This is a genomic window from Rhodococcus sp. USK10, assembly GCF_019378875.1.
GTDB classification, from domain to species: domain Bacteria; phylum Actinomycetota; class Actinomycetes; order Mycobacteriales; family Mycobacteriaceae; genus Rhodococcus_F; species Rhodococcus_F pseudokoreensis.
In genome coordinates, this window is the sequence record NZ_CP076048.1 from 6613083 (window position 1) to 6631950 (window position 18868).

Here is an 18868-nt window from a genome sequence, read left to right on the forward strand (position 1 = left end):
ATCAACTTTGGATGATACGACGTCTCGATCCACCCCGCAGCCCCAGGCGCTGTGACGTCACCGTCGGCCGATCGGGGGACAACGGAATTATCCGATTCTCGGCCCGATCGGGGGACAGCCGAGAAGCCCGATCCGCGACAGGATGATGTGCATCCGGGGGCCGGCAACAGGATGAGGAAGATGTCGACGATTGCGAGCACGACCCTGGCCGAGGTGGCATCCGAGTGGTGCACCGAGGCGGAGATTCAAGTGCAGGCATCGCCTGCGTCGGGCGGACGGAACGCGACGCGGAGTGTGTTGTTCATCGGCAACCCGTCCACCGTCACCGAGGTGACGCACTGGGCTGCCGTGCGGCACTGGACGGTGGAGCAGGGGCTGAAACCCGTCCGCGAATTCCGCGGCGACGTGGTGTGCGCGATCGTCACCGAGGCCGTTGCCGAGGGCACGTGCCCGTCGGCGGACGCGGCGGCCGTGCAGCGGGTGCGTGCCCGCGGTCTGGACTGCATCCCCGTCTACGACATCGAGCCGTGGGGGACCGCCCGGTTGTCCTGCGTGCGGCCGCCTACGTCGGGTCCGTGAGCGCCCGCTGGGCGGCGGGCCAGAACTCGAAACCAGCAGTCATCAGTCCCCCGAGGCCGATGATGACCACGGCGGCGTCGACGCTCGTCCGCCCCTCCTTCGCCCAGTAGACGTCTTCGAGGTCGAGCAGCAACGCCAGTTCGTCGACGATGAGCGCGGTGCCGACGCCGTACGAGATCGGCACCGTCGGATGGCGGCGCTGTTTCTCCGAGCCTCGCACCGCCACCGTCCCGACGGCAGCCAGCGCGGCGATCCCCAGGTTGTAATGGTGGAAATGGCGGCCGTGGAGACTCATCCCGCCGCCTGCCGGCCCGTGCCCGCGCCTGATCCAGTGGGTCAATGCCCGCACCCCGGCAAACGCCGCCCACGACACCACCGCCGACTGCTCACTCGGATCGAGCTTCCTCCGCCACGCCGCACGCAGGCGGCGCAGGCGACTGCGGTGGGGTGCATTGTCGAGCGGGCGGTTGGTCACGGTGCCAATCGTGCCACCGAGGTGAGTGATCTATCCGGGGTTCGACGGCGAAAGGATTAATCGACCGGGCCGCAGTGATCAGGGGTAACCGCCACTGCGGGAACTACAGCCAGGCCCCGCCGGAACATGGTCAATGTTGTCGCACTGGCCGGCGTCGTAATTGTCGAGAGGCGAGGACCGATCCCGCAAACCATAAGCCGACTTCATGGGTGATCGGTTGATGTGGCTCGGGGTCGTTATGAACAAGTGCCGTACTGGTGGCGTTCCGTCACCGTCGCTTCCGTGGCTATGTGACGCGCATTGGTCGCGTCCTGCTGATACCGACGAAATCGGTGTATTTGGGAGTCTGATCCCAATCCAGGGCCCCGGCAAAGTCGCATAAACCCACTTCAGACGGACAGAAGCAGGTCGATCGGACGATTCGGGTCTCTGCCGTAGTGGCGCAGTGTCGAGGCGATGTTGAGATGGCCAGCCAACCGGAGGATCCCGATGACCACGTTGCGGAGCGATGCCATCACCTGTGGAGCGGACCCGGTTCTGATCGTGCAACGGTCCTCATCGAAGGTGACGTCGCGGACCCAGTGCACTCGGTTCTCGATCGTCCAGTGCCCCCGGATCCAAGCGGCGACCTGCGCTGGTGCGACCTCGGTCATCGGCACCGAACAGATCAGGTACACCACCTCGACGGTTCTGCGCCCACTGCGGGTGATGGTCCGCCGAATTTGCAGGGCCTGCACTGCCCCGGGGAAACCCAGGCCGTCGGTGTGTTCGGTGGCCTTGATGGTGCGGCGTTCGAGCCCGCCTTGGCCCCGTCCGGCAATCGACGTCGACACCGGAATGTTCTTCCACGGCAGTGCCTTCAGTCGCTTCAACAGTTTCGGCTGACAAACTTTGTCTCATTTTCCTCAGGCTGCCCCATGTTGGTGTACCCGGTGCCGCCTTGGCGGTTGACCTCGCATCGCCACTTAAGCTGATTGCACACGATCGTTGTGTATCGGGCGCCTTCACCACCCGCTCGTGAGCCTGCGGTGTATGAGTCGCCAAGGAATATCGCACCAGGCCACGGCTTCGGCTCGACGACTACCGGGGTGTAGCTCGTGTCGCTCGGTCCGCGTGATTCTGCCGCCCAGTACAGGCCGCCGCCAATGACGAGGGCAATCGCCATGAATAACCAGAAAGCCGCGTTCTTGACGGGCTCGGCGGTCCGCAACCGCGACTCCTTCGACCTGCGAAGAATTCTCCCGTACGGCAGACCTGAGGCAAAGTCGGCTGGCTCAACCCGCGGCCGCGTGTGTCAGTGGGCTACCGAAGCGCGGCTTCCGAGACGATGCCGCAGTCCCCGCTCCAGGGGGCGCTCCACTAGGCGGAACAGTGCCGCCGCGAGACCGATCGAAAGGACGACACATCCAAGTGCCCGGGCCCATTCGCCTCCCGCGTTGTCGACCCGAATGAACTGGTCAGCAACTCGAATCACAAGTTCGTGAACGATATAGAGCGCGAAGGACCATTGTCCGAGCGCCACGAGCGCTGGATGGGTCAGGACGCCACCACCTTTGCGGGTGTCCCGGACGGCTGCTGCAACGATGAGAGCAGCCAAGAAGGGCATCATCACGAGATCAATTACACCCATCGGTACGTCAAATGGGCTGTCGAAAAATGCTGCCGCAAATACGAGTAGCACGATATAAGCCGCCGCGACGGCGGCAGCAGTTCCAAGCACGGAAAGCTTTGGCGACCAACCGCTTCGAAGAAAGGCTGCAAGCATCATGCCGAGGACGAACTCACCGATCCGGAATCCAGGAAAAACATACAGTGCGAATCCGGTAAGTTGTTCAGAAGTAACGCCCGCTAGGTCGGATGCTGTCCCCGCAATCGCTAAGACGAGGATCACGAACAGGATCATCGCACCGACCAATCCAGCGATCCATCGTTTCATGTTCCGGTTTGAGAGCACGACCAGAATCAAGGCCGGGAACATTGCGTAAAAAAACGCTTCACACGAAAGGGTCCAACTGACGCCGTTGTATGCGTAGTGCAGATCTCCAGGCGGTGCCCACGCCTGGAGAAGCGGAATGGCCAGAGCCAGTCCGAAGGGATTCTGGGGACGTGACGCAACGACAAGGAATATCAATGCCGCCATAGTGAGTAGTACGTGCAGGGGCCAGACGCGGGCGAACCGGCGCCCATAAAATGCGCGCGGTGTATCACCAGGACGGTAAGTCCACGTCAAAATGAACCCGGACAACACAAAGAAGAACGTCACTCCGACGTATCCCAGGCCGAAGACAGCGTCGAACCCAAGACTGGGCGGGATGTATCGGCTCACGTGATAGAGCACCACCATGATCGCAGCGAAGAAGCGCAGACCTGTTAGCGATCGAAGATTTTCTGCAGGCGCCAGCGTGGCGGCGGTGGTCGTCATGGCTGGCATTCTCCTGTATGGCGATTCCTGAGCAAATCCCACGTTCAACTGACACCTGCCAAGCAATGTCGACTGGGCGCCGTTCTTCTCGACCGCTCGTTCATGGGTCCGTGAAGCATGATGGTCGAGACGCAGAGCAGTGCGAGGACGCGAGTACGCCATCAGATCTGACCCCTGAGTAGTGTTCGCGGAAAATACCGGAAGTCTGTTCGGGATGCCAGGACCTTCGGCCCTATCCCCGATGCACCGACATGGGGTAGACGGTGTCATTCAGTTGATCTATAGAGCTATGACCTGCACAGGAACCTGTTCTCGCGGTTGACCTCTCGCCGCTGTGACTCTCGCCACTCCGGTAGTAACGAAGTTGGTTGAAGGTGCGATCATCATCCCGGCAGCAATACAGGGGGGCGGTCGTCATCTACCGCCAACAGTCGGAAGACAGCAGCGCTAGCCGACTTATTGGTTCTCAGGTGGAAGGCACGAATGGTGACCGCATTCGATGTTCCGCTCGGCCCTGCATCAGGCGCGCCGGGCGCAACAACGGTCTCTTCGGAGACGGGACGACTCGGGAGTCGCCGAGCGTGGCAGGCAGCGTATATCCGGCGTCTGTTGATCTCAGACACCCTGGTGGTGATTGCCGCCGTCGCGTTGGCCCAGTGGATTCGCTTCGGCGACAGCGGTGTTCTGACTACGGGCGAAGACATCCACGACCTCAGTTACGCGCTTGTTTCGGCTCTGCTGGTGATTGCATGGTTGATGACACTGGTGATCTTCCGGACGCGCACCATCCGAGTTATCGGAAGTGGACCAGACGAGTACCGCCGGATTTTCGTTTCGACGGTTCGTCTCTTCGGTTTCCTTGCGATCCTGGCACTGCTATTTCGGCTCGACCTGGCGCGCCTATACCTGGCGATCGCTTTCCCTGTCGGTTTGATTGCCTTGCTGGTGAATCGCTGGGTGTGGCGCAAGGTGGTCGCTCGCAAGCGTTTGCGTGGGGAGTTTCAGACCTCCGTACTGGTAGTCGGAGGGGAGCGCTCCGTGCGGAACCTCGCCGAATCCTTCGCCCGTGGCACCGCTGATGGCTACCGTGTTGTCGGCGTCTGCATCCCGGGGCACACCGGTAGACATGGCGACAAGATCACTGTTAACGGGCGAGAGATACCCGTACTCGGAGACGAGCAAGATGTGGTGGAGTCTCTGGAATTCTGCCAGGCCGACACAGTGGCTGTGACGGCAACCGAGCATCTCGGCCACGACGGAATGCGGGACCTGGCGTGGGCGCTAGAGCCTCACCATGTCGACCTCGTGGTCGCCCCCGGGATGATGGACGTGTCGGGTCCTCGGCTCTCGATGCGACCCGTCGCCGGCCTTCCTCTAATTCACGTGGAGAAGCCGCAATACCACGGTGCGCAAAAGTTCTCGAAGCTGTCCTTCGACTTCGTGTTCGCGATACTCGCGCTTATACTCATCAGCCCGATTCTGTTGGCGGTCGCCATCGTGATCAAGCTGACCAGTAAAGGCCCTGTCTTCTACAGATCGGAACGGATGGGCATCGACGGCAAGCCGTTCCTGATGCTGAAGTTCCGCAGCATGGTTGTGGACGCCGATAAGCAGGTCGTCTCGCTGATGAAGGCTAACGAAGGCGCCGGCGTCCTTTTCAAGCTGCGTGAGGACCCGCGGGTGACGACGGTGGGCCGTTTCATGCGAAAGTTCAGCCTCGACGAGTTGCCTCAGTTCATTAATGTCCTCCTCCGCCAGATGAGCGTGGTCGGCCCAAGACCGCCGCTGCGCAGCGAAGTGGAAGCCTACGACGGCACTGTCCGACGTCGTCTACTCGTGAAGCCCGGGGTCACTGGGCTGTGGCAGGTGAGTGGACGCTCTGACCTGTCATGGGAGGAGACTGTGCGGCTAGACCTCTCATATGTCGACAACTGGTCGATGATGGGGGACTTGCTGATCATCGGGAAGACTCTGAGGGCAGTAGTCGCGAGCGACGGTGCGTATTGACCGCAGGACTCAACACCCACGCAGTCGATCCAACTTCTTCGTAAACTCAGTTTGGCCGCGCTAACCGGTGTCAAGATACCCATTCCCAATTGGGCAGTACGCGAATCGATGGAGCATGATCTCCACAATACTAGATTGTGAGAAACTCGGTGGAATTCTTCGTAGCGACTCCTAACCGAAACTATGGCCGATTCATTGGTGATGCAATCGAAAGTGTGCGCATGCAGGGTGCGTCCCGAGTGAAGCACCACATACAAGACGCCTTGAGTTCTGACAGTAGTATTTCCGAAATTCGGCGACATATGTGGAAGGGGCTAAGCTATGTATCGGAACAGGACAGTGGTCAATGTGACGCTGTAAATCGTGCTTTGGAGAATTCAGATAACTGTGCGGATGTGTTGAGCTGGCTCAATTCTGACGAATACTATCTTCCGTTCGCGTTTGACGTAGTCCGCAAATATTTCGAAAAACACCCCGAAGTGGACATAGTCTACGGAAACACGATACACACCGGCGAAACAGGATCATTCTCGCGGTTGGTCGCCCAGCACCGATTCAGTCCCTTCGTATTGCGGACGTACGGAACATACATACAGAGTTCTTCCGTTTTCTTTCGTCGCCGTGTACGAGACGCAGGCGACCTGTATCTAGACCCGGCCTATAAACAGGTTATGGATCTTGAGCTCTACCTCAGACTCAGTCGGCGCGGCCATAAGTTCGGCTTTATAAACCAGCCTCTGTCTGCCTTTCGTCTACACGATGAACAGCTAACGTCCCAACACGGAAAGGCGTTTGCCGACCGAGAGCGAAGCAGTCTGCCAGGCGTGAAAGTGGACAAATACTCGCGTGCTTTTGGGAGGCTACATCACGGACTATTGAAAGTAGTGAATGGCGGTGTGTTGCGCGAGCATATTGCCGAAATTAGATGCGGCCGTGCAATGGATCAAAGTTCTTCCATCGAGACTGGTGAACAAAAGTGAGAACATTTCGCAGAAAATTTGCCGTCGCTCACGCGATTATTAGAGCAAGGACCAAGCGAATTCGTGGTCTTGAAGTAGGGTCGGGTGTGCGATTCTTTGGAAGACCCTGTATCACTTTGTCACCGAACTCGACCGTGAAAATTGGAGCTGGGACCACCATCGTCTCGGTATCGAGCCACACCGCGCTCGGTGTGCACCACGAAGCGGTATTGCGGACGCTTCTTCCGGAATCATCAATCTGTATCGGTTCCAACGTCGGCATGAGTGGAGCATCGCTGTGTGCGGCGTACAGAATTGTAATTGGTGACGGAGTTCTCCTCGGCGCCAACGTTATTATCGCTGATACCGACTTCCATCCGACTCATGGCGATTTACGGCGATATGCACCGATACCAAAACCGCAGCCGTCCGATTGCGTCACTATAGAGGAAAACGTGTTCGTCGGCGCTAATGCAATTATCCTCAAGGGAGTCCAGGTCGGACGGAACTCAGTAATCGGCGCAGGATCGATTGTGACTCGCGACGTACCAAGAAATACCATTGTTGCAGGAAACCCAGCTAGGCCCGTCGGGACCGTGGAGGCGAGTCGGGATGACAAATAGACGACTCCGTGTCGGATTAGTCGCGTATGCATGTCACCCTTGCGAAGGCTCAGAGCCGGGAGCAGGCTGGCAATGGCTTTCAGCAATTGCGAAACTGCACGACGTCGACGTCTTCACTCGCGCTGGGGAGGGCAAAGAACTCGAAGATGCGGTCAGAGCGGCGGGTCTTAAGGTTGAGGTAGTCCGAGTCGCGACACCCCTCGATTCCGTTGACCGAGACGGGGTGTGGAGATATCCAAAATACGCCTACTGGCTAATGAAGGCGCGAACCGTGTTGCGTAACCGAAACCGTTCACATCGGTACGATCTACTTCATCATGTTACCTATGCGAGTGACTGGCTCCCCAGCTGTATCGGTGGACTTGGAGTGCCGACGGTATGGGGTCCTGTCGGTGGGAGTACACGCACGCCGAAGGAGCTAAGGAGATATCTGAGCAGGCGGGCCAATCTTGCCGAAGGATTGAGAATAGTCGTAAGTAAAGTTTCTCGTTCTACCGTGGCGCGACGAACGATTAGGAACTCATCCTTGTGTGTAGCACTCAATTCTGATACGGCTCGTGAACTTGGCCGCCTAGGTGCTGAGCGAATTGTGGTCGAACCGAATGCGATCGTTGAAATTTCAGACACTCCCGTGGCGGCCAGGTCAAACGACATGATGACGGCGGTTTATGTTGGACGTCTTGTTGAGTGGAAGGGCCTTAGAATTGCAATACTTGCTCTCGCTCATGACCGAGAGTTTAAGTGGCAACTTCATGTATACGGGGACGGAAAGGCTCGAGCCGCGTTCGAGGCACTTGCCTATGACCTCGGAGTGCAAGATCGAATCACATTCTTTGGTCGAAGGCCACGCTCGGAGGTATTGAACGCACTGTCAATCGCTGATGCATTTGTATTTCCCAGTCTTCACGACAGTGCGCCCTGGGCAGTAGCCGAGGCGGCCGCTAGTGGATTGCCGGTGGTTTGTTTTGATTTGGGTGGCGGCCCCTCGCTCGCTAAATCGAATGCGTGCTTCATCGACATTGATGACCCGGTGCATTCTATCGTCGCAAATTTGATCTCGATTGCTGAGGGCGAGCGCACTGCCCAGGCAATAGATGCTTGGGATCTGGACAAGTTCGAGTGCCGGATCAAGCGCATGTATGAGGCCCTGCCGTGAGAGTCTTGATGGTCCACAACGACTACCGGGTTGCCGGGGGAGAAACGAAGAGTGTCTACGCCGAGGCGAGCCACCTTCGGGCGGCCGGTGCCGAGGTTCGACTTCTCCTACGCTCGACCCCTGAATCGTTATCCTCGCTTCAAGTCGTTGACTACCTAGTAACCGGCCGTGGAACGTCGCGTGCGATGCACGACGCAATCGACGATTTTCAACCAGACCTCATTCATGTTCAGAATTTATGGCCAAGTTGGGGTGTTGGCGGAATCCGAGCAATTCGTCAATCTGGAATACCATACGTGCAAACGCTGAGAAACTATCGATGGAGTTGCCTCAGCGCGAATCATTTTCGGGAAAAGGCGGAATGTCACGCGTGCGTGAAATCGGCAACTGCTTGGCGCGGCGTCCTGAACGGTTGCTACCGCGACAGTCGTCCTGCTAGTTCAGCCATTTTGTTGCACGACATAGGGATACGAAGTGAGCGGCGGAAGGAATCGGGAAAGCCTCGGTTCGTGATCGCTCTGTCTCACGCCATGAAGGACCGGATAGAGCTGAATGAACCAGGAAAGTACGAAATTCGAGTTAAGTATAACTGTCTCGAAGAAGAGCCAACTAGAAATTCTGCCGAAAAGTCGGGATTGATATGGGTTGGCCGACTGGAGCCGGAGAAAGGATTCCATCACTTTTTGAGTGGTTGGGAAAAGTCGCATCGTCCGCCATTGACAATCGTGGGAAGCGGTTCCCTCAGGGCGGAAGCGGAGGATTTACTCAAGCGATACCCGGGGTTAGTGCAATTCTGTGCTGAAATTTCACACGGGGAAGCTATGCGTTTGATTGCCAAATCTCGGCTGTCTGTAGTTATTCCGCTGTGGGAAGAGCCCTTTGGGCGGGTCGTTCTCGAGAGTCTGGCAATGGGCACGCCGGTGCTTCATAGCGGCAGGGGTGCACTTACGGAATTGATCGGAGACGGGGGCTGGCAGATCGCGTCTACCGCGCAGGCAGTCGCGCGCGGAATCGACGAACACTACAGTATCGCCGAATCCAAACGGGATTCCGCCCGTCGACGGTACGACGATATTCTTTCGCCAGAAGCGACGACGTTGAGACTTCAGGAAATATACAACGAGGCAATTGGGGCCAATCGAAAGTCGGATTAGCGCCGGCATAGTGGCAGGAAGGAGTTACATGTACACCACCGAAGAAGTGCACAACAAAGAAACGCAGGGCCAGCTCTCCGGCTATTCGAATGGCTGGCCGCGAGCGTTTTGGGTGATTTCTTTCGGAGCGGTTTGTGTATTCGCTTCCGGCATTCACTACAGGTACGGAATATCACCGAGTCTTTGGTATTTTGCGACCTTCGCAACCGTAACTGCAATGGTGAACTCATTTACGGGACCGGCCAGGAGGCGAAGCGTTGACGTTACATCTTTGTCATTCCTGGTTGGGTGGGGGCTTCTTGGAACTGTTGCAGGAAGAATCTTTTACGGTCAGGAAGGTAACGCGCTGCCGTTCTTTCTCGCGATGGTGCTAGTGGTGCTGTGGTGGGCGTCAGGGCGTGTCTTGCCCGTTAACGGTGTAGTAGCGCTTATTCGGATCCTGAGCGCTGTGTATTCGGTTTTCGCAATTCTTGTCGTACAGTTTTCGGTTCCCCTATCGTCTGAAGGTCACTTTCACCACCAGACCAGCTTCTTTCTTGTGGCCGGAGCAGTTTTGGCAACCGTGACGTTGAGGTGGTTGGAACTTGCGCTAGTAATGGCTGCAATAATCGTGACGTACTTGAATTACCCCGCTCTCAGTTATCTTCTCGGATTTGCGGTAGCTGCGATTTGCATTTGCGCATTCTATGTGAATCGCGCGCAGATGATTCTAGTCCTGGCGGCCGCAGTCGCCATATGCAGTTCGATCGCAATGAATATAGACCTCGTATTGGGTTCGATTAGCCACTATTTCACTTCGGTTGGGAAGACGGATAATTCTGAAACTCGCGAGGCCCTACTTGAGATTGGCCTACGGAAATTCTTTGATCGCCCTTGGTTTGGATCCTGGTTTATTGAAGACATTGCAATATATGCTCCAGGTGGCATTACAGGGAAGTTCAAGTACGTTCCTGTCCATAACGACTATTTGCAGCTGGCAATTGGTGGTGGGATAGTTTTCGCAGCTGCCTTCGTTGCAATTATGGTGATATTTCTGATTCGCGGCGTTGTGACGCTGTCCTCTCGATCGGCGCCTACGGAGGATCGGGTCATACTCGTGACAGGCATGTCAGCGATTGCATCCATACTCGTGATGTGCAGTGTGAATCCGATATTAATTGATATTCGCACGGCGCTGTTCTTTAGTTTATCTGTTGTACTCTCATTGAACAGTATGGCAAGAATCGAGCGAGCATGCTCGTGAAATTGAAGTCTGCGTTCTGGGGACTTTTGGATCAGGGCGTGTACTCGTTGACGAGTTTGGGTCTGGCATTTTTCATTGCGAGGAATGCGAATCCTGACGAGTTTGGTTCGTATGGGGTCGTCTTTGCGATTGCGACGATTTTGATTACAATAGAGCGTGCTCAGTTCGTTATGCCATACATGATGGATTTTGGCCGTTCGAAACTCAGCAGCAATATGCCGGGTCCGAGACTACGTGCGGGCGCTGCTACTGCAGTGTTGATTTCGGGTGTCGCGCTTGCGTCAATCGCGTGTTTGTCTTTGGTGTTTATAGGCAGTGAGTACGTCTCGTTGGTTCTCGCGTTTTCCTTTCTAATCCCCTGCATCCTGCTTCAGGATGTTGTTCGATACGTGGTGCTGAACGAGTGCGGCATTAAGCGAGTGCTGAGTATCGACGTTGTCTGGGCCGGAGTGCAATTCGGGCTTCTCTTGTGGCTTCATGCAGTTGGTGATCCAACTGTGCCAACGCAAGTAGTTGTCTGGGCTCTGAGTGCCTTACTCTCTGTGTTTTGCGCCCCTAGGGCCATTTGGAGTCGCTGGTCCTGTTCGGATATGCGAATTTTTATCTCGCGGAATGGGCGTACTGGTATGAACTTGGCCGTCGAGTCCATTGCGGCGTCAGCCAGTCAGTATATCGCCATCTTGGTCCTGAGCATGGTCGGTAGTTTGACCGCGGTTGGAGGGATTAGGGCCATCCAGGTTGTTCTCGGTCCGCTAGGGGTATTTTCCCAGGGAATTATTCTCTCGGTAAGCACTGTGCTTATCGGTCTCGGTGCCGACCGGAAGCGGGATGTGCGGCACTACGCCGCGACAATCTCTGGCGTGGTCTTTGGGATATCGATTTTGTATATAGTCCTTGTAAGCGTCATCCCGCCACACTGGGGACGACTCGTTCTCGGCGAGAACTGGGTGCTGGGTCATGGGCTTGTGTGGCCCATGGGAATCGCCCAGGCTGCTTCTGGCGTGACTCTGGGTGCGATGCTCGGTTTTCGTGCACTACAGATCTCGCGACAAACGATGGTGGTCCGACTTGCGCTCCTTCCAGTTGGGCCGGCCGCAGTAATTGTTGGTTACAAAGTTGCGGACACTCTTGGTGCAGCGGTAGGGCTCATGGTTGCGAGTATTGTCGCCGCACTTGCGGTCTGGTGGCTTTTTCTACGTAGTACACGGCTTAGGAGTGAAGAGCCCGTTGAATCGAGCGTGCATACGGGTTCCCCAGGATTGCGTGATTTCAGTTGAGCGAGAGCGAGAAGATGGCGACGAGTACCCAAAATCCAGAGGTTCACCCGACATGTTTGATAGGTGAGATTCCCTTCGCGGCGACGACGCTGCGATCTGCGACAGAGTTCGTTATTAACCTCGGCCTTCAATCGATATCTATTCCGGTTTTCTTGAGCAACGCTTATTGCGTTGCTCATGCGTCGAAGGATCCCGAATATGCCGCACTTTTTTCTGGTCGAGGAATTGCATTTCCTGACGGTCTTCCGATTGTGTGGTTCATGCGGGGGAGGATGAGGGGGATGATTCGTCCAATGAGGGTGAGGGGTCCGTCCCTCTTTGTCTCGACTCTTGATCGCGGGCGAGAAGATGAGCTCCGTCATTTTTTTCTTGGAACCACCGAGGATACCCTGCTTCAACTGACTGAAGAAGTTCGGCGAAGGTACCCGGGCGCGAAAATATCGGGTTTCTACTCCCCGCCATTTGGACCCTTGGATCACGAGTTCTACAGAGCCGCCGAGGATGCAATTCGGAAGACCGATTCTCAAATCGTTTGGGTTGCCTTGGGTACGCCGAAGCAGGATTTTGCTGCCGCGCGGTTATCTAGCATGGTTGGTCAGCCATGTGTCGCAGTTGGGGCCGCTTTCGATTTCGTTGCTGGAACTTCTCGTGAAGCTCCGCTGATAGTTCAGCGATCTGGGTTCGAGTGGCTTTATCGTTTTATGAAAGAGCCTCGGCGTCTATGGCGGCGGTACGTCTTCGGAAATCTCACTTTTCTGCGTGTGGCGGCTTTGGGAGGGTTTCAATTGCGGGGATAGTGGCAAGCGAACCGTGAGCACTTATCTGGATGTCTAGCCCAGGGTGGGTATCCGGTTTGACTTTTAGTAATTCTGCGATCTGGGTTCCGATGTTACGTCGGGGTGCGGTGCAGTTTTGTTGGACATGTACTGACTTTTGGAATGGAGGATCATGAAACGCGCACTGATTACGGGTATTACCGGTCAAGATGGATCTTATCTGGCCGAACTGCTTCTTCGAAAGGGTTATGAAGTTCATGGGTTAATTCGGCGTTCGTCGAGTTTCAATACGTCCCGGATTGAGCATCTCTACGTGGACCCGCACGATCCTGCTGCGAAGCTGTTCCTGCACTATGGAGATCTAAGCGATGGCGCACGTCTTGTTACATTGTTGTCTCAGATCCAGCCTGATGAGGTATACAACCTGGCAGCGCAGTCTCACGTTCGAGTGAGCTTCGATGAACCCGAGCACACAGGCAACACCACGGGTGTGGGTTCGGTCCGGCTTCTCGAGGCAGTTCGATTGGCCGGTTTGGACTGCAAGTTTTACCAGGCGTCGAGCTCGGAGATGTTCGGTGCAACACCGCCACCGCAAAACGAGGAGACGCCGTTCTATCCGCGGTCCCCATACGGCGCTGCGAAGGTCTACTCGTACTGGGTGACGAAGAATTACCGTGAGGCATACGGAATCTTCGCGGTCAATGGAATCCTGTTCAACCATGAGTCTCCACGACGCGGTGAGACGTTCGTGACTCGAAAGATCACCCGCGCCGTGGCGCGGATCAAATCGGGCATCGAGGAGAACCTCTACATGGGTAACCTCGACGCAATCCGCGACTGGGGCTATGCGCCCGAGTACGTCGAGGGAATGTGGCGAATGCTGCAGGCCGACGAGCCTGATGACTACTGCCTGGCAACTGGTGGCAGATACTCTGTGCGCGACTTCCTCACAGTGGCATTCGAGCACGCCGGCCTGGACTGGGAGAAGCACGTCCGGTTCGATGAGCGCTACCTTCGGCCCACAGAGGTTGATGCCTTGATCGGCGACGCAAGCAAGGCTGAAGAGAAGTTGGGCTGGAAAGCGGCGGTCCACACCCCCGAGCTGGCGAAGATCATGGTCGATGCAGATATCAAGGCGCTCGAGCATGAAGGCCGGCCGTGGATTGATTCGCCGTCTCACCCGGACTGGGAAATCCTGTGATGCCCCAGACCTCTGAGGCTCTCGACCGGTCAGCGTCGTTCTTCGTCGCAGGACACCGCGGTCTCGTTGGCTCGGCCATCTGGCGAACGCTGGAGTCCGCTGGCTTCGAGCGTCTGATTGGGCGATCGTCGGGTGAGTTGGACCTGCGAGACCGGGCTGCGGTTTTTGCATTCTTCGCTGAAGCTAAGCCGCAGTACGTCGTGCTGGCGGCCGCCAAAGTGGGTGGGATCCTGGCGAACAGTTCCTACCCGGTCGACTTTCTCTCCGAGAATTTGCGCATCCAGGTCAATGTGTTGGATGCGGCTCTAGAGCACGGGGTCGAACGACTGCTGTTCCTCGGATCGTCGTGCATCTACCCGAAGCTTGCTCCGCAGCCGATCAAGGAGGAGTACCTCCTTACCGGTCACCTCGAGCCCACGAATGATGCGTACGCAATCGCGAAGATCGCGGGGATTCTGCAGATTCAAGCGGTGCGACGACAGCACGGGCTCCCGTGGATCTCTGCCATGCCGACAAATCTCTACGGACCTGGAGACAACTTTTCCCCACAGGGGTCGCATGTGCTTCCTGCTCTCATTCGGCGGTTCGACGAGGCACGTCGGAGCGGTGCCGAGTCGGTGACAAACTGGGGGACCGGCTCGCCGCGTCGCGAGTTCCTGCATGTTGATGACATGGCCTCGGCCTGCCTTCATCTGCTCGAAAACTACGACGGACCGGACCAAGTCAATGTCGGTACGGGAGAGGACTCCACGATCAGTGAGATCGCGGAGATCGTTGCCGACGAGGTGGGGTACGACGGTCGGATCGAGTGGGACACCACCAAGCCCGACGGCACACCGCGGAAGCTTCTCGATGTCACCAAACTGCGCCAGTCTGGGTGGGAGCCCACGATCGGACTCAGGGACGGAATAGCGTCGACCGTTCAGTGGTATCGCGAGCATGTGAATACTGTCCGCACCTAGTCGACGATCGAACCCGACACGTCCGCTGTCTTTGATAGGTAACTCGAAATGACAACACGCATAGCAGTGTTCGGTACCGGCTATCTCGGTGCTACCCATGCCGCATGCATGGCTGAACTGGGCCACGAGGTGCTCGGCGTCGATGTCGACGCGGCTAAGCTAGCCAAGCTCGAAGCTGGCGAGGTGCCCTTTTACGAGCCGGGGCTCGAAGAAGTCTTGCGGCGAAACATCGCCGCCGGGCGTCTTCGCTTCACGTCCTCGTACGAGGAAGCGGCCGAGTTCGCCGAAATACACTTCCTCGGCGTCGGTACCCCTCAGAAGAAGGGGGAGTTCGCCGCCGACCTGAAGTTCGTTGATGCTGTTATCGAAACCCTCGCACCGCTTCTCGCCGGTCCGGCGGTGATCTTCGGTAAGTCGACGGTTCCCGTCGGAACTGCAGAGCGATTGGGTGCCCGCGCTCGCGAGCTGTCGCCGGCCGGAGATGCCGTCGAGGTAGCTTGGAATCCCGAGTTCCTGCGTGAGGGCTTCGCCGTTCAAGACACGTTGCACCCGGATCGCCTGGTCCTCGGAGTGGATCGTGATCGACCCGGGCGGGCTGAGTCGGTTGCGCGCGAGGTGTACGCGCAGTTACTGGACGAGGGCATCCCGTTCCTGGTCTCGGATCTCGCCACGGCTGAACTGGTGAAGGCCTCAGCGAACGCATTCCTTGCCACTAAGATCTCGTTTATCAACGCGATCGCGGAAGTGTGTGAGGCGTCCGGCGCCGACGTCACGGTACTGGCTGACGCAATCGGCCATGACGCTCGAATCGGTCGGCGCTTCCTCAACGCCGGTCTTGGCTTCGGCGGTGGCTGCCTGCCGAAAGACATCCGGGCATTCATGGCGCGGGCCGGTGAGTTGGGTGCCGACCAAGCGCTCACCTTCCTACGCGAAGTCGACAACATCAACATGCGCCGTCGAACCCGCATGGTGGAACTCGCGCGCGAAGCATGCGGTTCACTCTTGGGTGCCAGGGTCGCGGTGTTGGGCGCGGCATTCAAACCAGATTCCGACGATGTGCGTGATTCTCCTGCCCTGAATGTCGCCGGCCAGATTCAACTTCAGGGCGCCGCGGTCAACGTGTACGACCCGAAGGCGATGGACAATTCGCGGGCGCTGTTCCCCACACTCGGATACTCGGACACCGCGCTGGATGCGTGCGAAGGAGCCGATGTCGTCCTGGTGCTGACCGAATGGCCTGAGTTCCAGAAGCTTCAACCAGCAGATCTGGACGCGGTGGTTCGCAAGAAGGTCCTCATCGACGGCCGCAACTGCCTCGATCCGCAACAATGGCGCGATGCCGGCTGGACCTACAGGGGACTGGGAAGGCCATAGCGGGAAAGCAGGCAACTGCCACGCTGTTCCGTTCCGCAGCGCAAGATGATGCCGTCTACGCTGGGAACGGTGCAGCGACTGGCGATCCTTGCGATGAGTGCTCTGGGTGCTGTGGCGGTCGGAATGGCCGGCTTGGGCGGGGTCGGCTACTTCCTCTACTCCAAGTCGCGCGTTGACCCGATGCAGCCTGTCGATGCCATCATCGTGCTTGGTGGTGATCGTGACGGTCGCGAGGAGTACGGCATCGAACTTGCGCGCGATGGGCTCTCGTCGAATGTGGTTCTGTCGAACCCATATTGGAAGGATGACCCCAAGATGGCCGAGTTCTGCGCCGTCCAGGACCCGCGATTCACCGTCACCTGCGTCCGACCGCAACCGCGTGCGACGCGCGGCGAGGCCCTGTTCACGCGGGATCTCGCCGCCCAGCACGGGTGGACAAGCGTCATGGTGATCAGCTGGCGGTATCACCTGCCGCGTGCGCGGTACATCTTCTCCCAGTGCTTCGACGGCGAGATCGTCATGCGGCCGGTCCCGCGTGACTACGACTTCAGCGTCGCCCACTGGGAGTACATCTACCTCTATCAGACGTTCGGATTCGTCAAGGCGTTCTTCCAGGGGCGCAGCTAAATTCTCGCCATCGTGGTGAGGGGCGCGGACAGCCGCTCTACTCCACCTTCCGAACGTCCAGAGCGCGGTAGTGGTAGCCGTCCTGGGTTCCGCCGATTGTCGACTCGGGCTCGAACGTCACTTGGTGTCCCGGGGTCAAGAAACGAAACCCCGGGCCTTCGACGTAGCGATAGTGTGCCCACGCGCCACCGGGAGTGGCGTCGGAATCGATCACACCCCAGCCCTCTTCGTCGCTCCAAGTGCGCACAATCCCGGTAGTGCGGTCTGCGTGAATCCGCGGGGGCACGGGAGGTACATCCGCTTCGGTGATCTCCCTCGCCGTGCCGTCGGGAAAGGTGATCCACAACCGGGACGAGTAAGGGCTGTCCGGCGGTGGCGCCACGTACGGCTCGCTGCCCGCGGGCCACGCGCGAATCGTGGAGAAGTTGCACCCGTTCATTGGGCTGTCGAGCGTGTCCCACTCGAACTCCACCTGCTGGCCCTCGCGTAGCGCCGGGAAGCCCTCGACCGCGACGCTGTGGAACAACGTCCAGCACCCGCCCGGCGTTTCGTCGGAATCGATGATGCCCTGCATCTCCTCGATGTTCCAGCTACGGACGACCCCGGAAGTTGCCATGCAGTCATTGTCGCGCGACGAGTAGTGCTCGCGGGCAAGGAATCACCGACTATTGACCCGAACTGATGTTCGAACTAGAATTCGAACATGGGAATCGGGGAGGATATCCAGGGGGCGTTGTCGGACGAGATTCTGACAACCGCGGTGGGTGATGCATGGCGGCTGGCCGAGGCGGAGCTGCTCGAATCGGTCGTTCGTATCTCGGACGAGATTCAGCGGCTTGAGGCGCTGCGCATCAAACTCGTCGGCGCCGTCGACCACCGCTGCACGGTAGATGTTCTCGGGTTTCCGAACGCCAAGATGTGGCTGGCCTCCAAGACGCTACTCGAGGTGGGAGCCGCCGGACGAATCGTGATGCTGGGCAGAGGTTTGCGCTTCCAACCGGAGATCGCGGAACAGTACTTCGGCACCAACATTTCAGCGGAGCACGCAGCGCTCATCATGAAGTTCTGCGAACGGCCGCCCAAAGGCATGCCCGATGAGGCGATGGACGACTGCCGAAATGCATTGCTGCTCGCAGCAACCGGTCCCACCGCCAATACCGACGCACTGCGCGCCGTCATCGCCAGACTGGAACGCATCTTCGAATCCGACGACCCGCCGCCCAGCGAAGACACCGAACTCAACGAATTCCACGCTTGCAAAACACTCAACGGGCGCATCGCCCTCAAAGGCGACCTCGACGCCGTCGCCGGCGAAATGCTGCTCTCCGCTCTCTCCGGACTATCCAAACCGCGGCCCGCACAAGACGGAACCAAAGACACCCGCACACCCGGACAGCGAAGGGCCGACGGGTTCACCGAACTGCTGCGCCGCTACCTCAACTCCGGGATCGCCGGCGAAGAAGGCGGAGAACGGCCACACGTCTCACTCCACGTCAACGCACGAGACCTGGCCGAACACAACGCGTGCAGTGAACGAGGACAGCAGGCCGCGGCCGCAGCATCCGACGGCACACTCTTCGACGTCGACGGAGTGGCATGGACCGAGTGGATGGGGCCGCTGAGCCTCTGGACAGCCAGGCTCCTCAGTTGCGACTCGATCTACACACCGATCGTGCTCGACGATAACGGCGCGCCACTCGACCTCGGCATATCCACCCGAACCGTCACCAAACGACAGCGCAAGGCGCTGGTGGCAAGAGATCGAGGATGCGCATTCCCCGGATGCGGTGCGCCGCCATCGTGGTGCGAAGGCCACCACATCATCCACTGGTCCGAGAGCGGACCCACCGACATGGGCAACCTGGTACTGCTGTGCGGATTCCACCACCGACTGCTCCACCACAGCGCCTGGGAAATCGAAATGGGCGCAGACCGGCACCCCACTTTCATCCCGCCACAGCAAGTCGACTGGGAACGAAAGCCGATACCAGCGCACAACCGGACACGGCCCCTAATCGCCTGACCCCGGGCGC

Annotated in this window: 19 protein-coding genes and 1 pseudogene; 15 read left to right on the forward strand and 5 right to left on the reverse strand. The window is 58.1% G+C overall.

The annotated features are described in order from the left end of the window. The first annotated feature begins 180 nt into the window (after window positions 1-180). A complete protein-coding gene (locus I1A62_RS37355) occupies window positions 181-579 on the forward strand; it encodes a hypothetical protein (RefSeq protein ID WP_219457288.1) in 399 nt (132 codons plus the stop codon). On the opposite strand, the gene I1A62_RS37360 is transcribed toward I1A62_RS37355, so the two are convergent. The 4 genes from I1A62_RS37360 to I1A62_RS37375 all read right to left on the reverse strand — a co-directional run bounded on the left by I1A62_RS37360 (window position 563) and on the right by I1A62_RS37375 (window position 3476). Further along, the gene (locus I1A62_RS37360; protein ID WP_219457290.1) at window positions 563-1054 is read right to left on the reverse strand and encodes a hypothetical protein; all 492 of its coding nucleotides are present in this window, start codon (window positions 1052-1054) and stop codon (window positions 563-565) included. The two genes, I1A62_RS37355 and I1A62_RS37360, sit on opposite strands and share 17 nt — an antisense overlap. Before the next feature lie 389 nt (window positions 1055-1443). Next, window positions 1444-1926, reverse strand: a complete 483-nt coding sequence (locus I1A62_RS37365) for an ISAs1 family transposase (RefSeq protein WP_257890630.1) — start codon at window positions 1924-1926, stop codon at window positions 1444-1446. Next, window positions 1923-2264, reverse strand: a complete 342-nt coding sequence (locus I1A62_RS37370; RefSeq protein WP_219457292.1) for a hypothetical protein — start codon at window positions 2262-2264, stop codon at window positions 1923-1925. The genes I1A62_RS37365 and I1A62_RS37370 overlap by 4 nt, the downstream gene beginning before the upstream one ends. An 84-nt stretch (window positions 2265-2348) precedes the next feature. Then, entirely contained in the window at window positions 2349-3476 is a 1128-nt protein-coding gene (locus tag I1A62_RS37375; RefSeq protein ID WP_219457294.1) for an acyltransferase, read from the reverse strand. Window positions 3477-3959: 483 nt separating this feature from the next. Here I1A62_RS37375 and I1A62_RS37380 point away from each other — a divergent pair, with 483 nt between their 5' ends. From I1A62_RS37380 to I1A62_RS37435, 13 genes and pseudogenes are all read left to right on the forward strand, one after another. Beyond that, a complete protein-coding gene (locus I1A62_RS37380) occupies window positions 3960-5483 on the forward strand; it encodes a sugar transferase (RefSeq protein ID WP_219457296.1) in 1524 nt (507 codons plus the stop codon). Between the two features lie 149 nt (window positions 5484-5632). Beyond that, complete coding sequence (locus tag I1A62_RS47345; RefSeq protein ID WP_219457297.1) at window positions 5633-6463, forward strand: glycosyltransferase; 831 nt, start codon at window positions 5633-5635, stop codon at window positions 6461-6463. A 260-nt stretch (window positions 6464-6723) separates the two neighbouring features. Further along, window positions 6724-7065 (forward strand): DapH/DapD/GlmU-related protein, encoded by a 342-nt coding sequence (locus I1A62_RS47350; RefSeq protein ID WP_374710850.1) that lies wholly within the window; start codon window positions 6724-6726, stop codon window positions 7063-7065. Further along, window positions 7055-8221 carry a glycosyltransferase family 4 protein gene (locus I1A62_RS37395; protein WP_219457301.1) on the forward strand — a complete coding sequence of 389 codons (1167 nt, stop codon included), beginning with the start codon at window positions 7055-7057 and terminating at the stop codon, window positions 8219-8221. Before I1A62_RS47350 ends, I1A62_RS37395 begins: the two co-directional genes overlap by 11 nt. An 8-nt stretch (window positions 8222-8229) precedes the next feature. Further along, window positions 8230-8529 (forward strand): annotated as a pseudogene (locus I1A62_RS47355) (glycosyltransferase family 4 protein); the annotation flags it as partial. A 201-nt stretch (window positions 8530-8730) separates the two neighbouring features. Further along, complete coding sequence (locus tag I1A62_RS46700) at window positions 8731-9375, forward strand: glycosyltransferase (protein WP_257890631.1); 645 nt, start codon at window positions 8731-8733, stop codon at window positions 9373-9375. A gap of 28 nt (window positions 9376-9403) precedes the next feature. Next, window positions 9404-10618: an O-antigen ligase gene (locus I1A62_RS37405; RefSeq protein WP_219457305.1), complete on the forward strand. Its 1215-nt coding sequence runs from the start codon at window positions 9404-9406 to the stop codon at window positions 10616-10618. Then, window positions 10609-11895, forward strand: a complete 1287-nt coding sequence (locus I1A62_RS37410) for a hypothetical protein (protein ID WP_219457306.1) — start codon at window positions 10609-10611, stop codon at window positions 11893-11895. Before I1A62_RS37405 ends, I1A62_RS37410 begins: the two co-directional genes overlap by 10 nt. Before the next feature lie 14 nt (window positions 11896-11909). Next, on the forward strand, window positions 11910-12692 hold the full coding sequence (locus I1A62_RS37415; RefSeq protein ID WP_219461642.1) for a WecB/TagA/CpsF family glycosyltransferase: 783 nt from the start codon (window positions 11910-11912) through the stop codon (window positions 12690-12692). Between the two features lie 151 nt (window positions 12693-12843). Beyond that, complete coding sequence (gene gmd, locus I1A62_RS37420) at window positions 12844-13872, forward strand: GDP-mannose 4,6-dehydratase (RefSeq protein ID WP_219457308.1); 1029 nt, start codon at window positions 12844-12846, stop codon at window positions 13870-13872. Then, window positions 13872-14834: a GDP-L-fucose synthase gene (locus I1A62_RS37425; protein ID WP_219461646.1), complete on the forward strand. Its 963-nt coding sequence runs from the start codon at window positions 13872-13874 to the stop codon at window positions 14832-14834. The genes gmd and I1A62_RS37425 overlap by 1 nt, the downstream gene beginning before the upstream one ends. Before the next feature lie 48 nt (window positions 14835-14882). Further along, window positions 14883-16208, forward strand: coding sequence for a UDP-glucose/GDP-mannose dehydrogenase family protein (locus I1A62_RS37430; protein ID WP_219457310.1), 1326 nt, complete (start codon window positions 14883-14885; stop codon window positions 16206-16208). Window positions 16209-16277: 69 nt separating this feature from the next. Beyond that, window positions 16278-16835, forward strand: a complete 558-nt coding sequence (locus I1A62_RS37435) for a YdcF family protein (RefSeq protein ID WP_257890632.1) — start codon at window positions 16278-16280, stop codon at window positions 16833-16835. A 37-nt stretch (window positions 16836-16872) separates the two neighbouring features. Here the strand turns inward: I1A62_RS37435 and I1A62_RS37440 are convergent, their stop codons facing one another. Beyond that, complete coding sequence (locus tag I1A62_RS37440) at window positions 16873-17451, reverse strand: cold-shock protein (RefSeq protein ID WP_257890633.1); 579 nt, start codon at window positions 17449-17451, stop codon at window positions 16873-16875. A gap of 87 nt (window positions 17452-17538) precedes the next feature. Here I1A62_RS37440 and I1A62_RS37445 point away from each other — a divergent pair, with 87 nt between their 5' ends. After that, window positions 17539-18858, forward strand: a complete 1320-nt coding sequence (locus tag I1A62_RS37445; RefSeq protein WP_219457312.1) for an HNH endonuclease signature motif containing protein — start codon at window positions 17539-17541, stop codon at window positions 18856-18858. Window positions 18859-18868: the final 10 nt, after the last annotated feature.

What these genes read in the sequence shown, in the direction of transcription:
- I1A62_RS37355 (WP_219457288.1), top strand. Translation starts at nt 181, where the DNA reads ATGTCGACGATTGCGAGCACGACCCTGGCCGAGGTGGCATCCGAGTGG.
- I1A62_RS37375 (WP_219457294.1), bottom strand. Translation starts at nt 3,476, where the DNA reads ATGACGACCACCGCCGCCACGCTGGCGCCTGCAGAAAATCTTCGATCG.
- I1A62_RS37380 (WP_219457296.1), top strand. Translation starts at nt 3,960, where the DNA reads ATGGTGACCGCATTCGATGTTCCGCTCGGCCCTGCATCAGGCGCGCCG.
- I1A62_RS47350 (WP_374710850.1), top strand. Translation starts at nt 6,724, where the DNA reads ATGAGTGGAGCATCGCTGTGTGCGGCGTACAGAATTGTAATTGGTGAC.
- I1A62_RS37395 (WP_219457301.1), top strand. Translation starts at nt 7,055, where the DNA reads ATGACAAATAGACGACTCCGTGTCGGATTAGTCGCGTATGCATGTCAC.
- I1A62_RS37405 (WP_219457305.1), top strand. Translation starts at nt 9,404, where the DNA reads ATGTACACCACCGAAGAAGTGCACAACAAAGAAACGCAGGGCCAGCTC.
- I1A62_RS37410 (WP_219457306.1), top strand. Translation starts at nt 10,609, where the DNA reads ATGCTCGTGAAATTGAAGTCTGCGTTCTGGGGACTTTTGGATCAGGGC.
- I1A62_RS37415 (WP_219461642.1), top strand. Translation starts at nt 11,910, where the DNA reads ATGGCGACGAGTACCCAAAATCCAGAGGTTCACCCGACATGTTTGATA.
- gmd (WP_219457308.1), top strand. Translation starts at nt 12,844, where the DNA reads ATGAAACGCGCACTGATTACGGGTATTACCGGTCAAGATGGATCTTAT.
- I1A62_RS37425 (WP_219461646.1), top strand. Translation starts at nt 13,872, where the DNA reads ATGCCCCAGACCTCTGAGGCTCTCGACCGGTCAGCGTCGTTCTTCGTC.
- I1A62_RS37430 (WP_219457310.1), top strand. Translation starts at nt 14,883, where the DNA reads ATGACAACACGCATAGCAGTGTTCGGTACCGGCTATCTCGGTGCTACC.
- I1A62_RS37440 (WP_257890633.1), bottom strand. Translation starts at nt 17,451, where the DNA reads ATGGCAACTTCCGGGGTCGTCCGTAGCTGGAACATCGAGGAGATGCAG.
- I1A62_RS37445 (WP_219457312.1), top strand. Translation starts at nt 17,539, where the DNA reads ATGGGAATCGGGGAGGATATCCAGGGGGCGTTGTCGGACGAGATTCTG.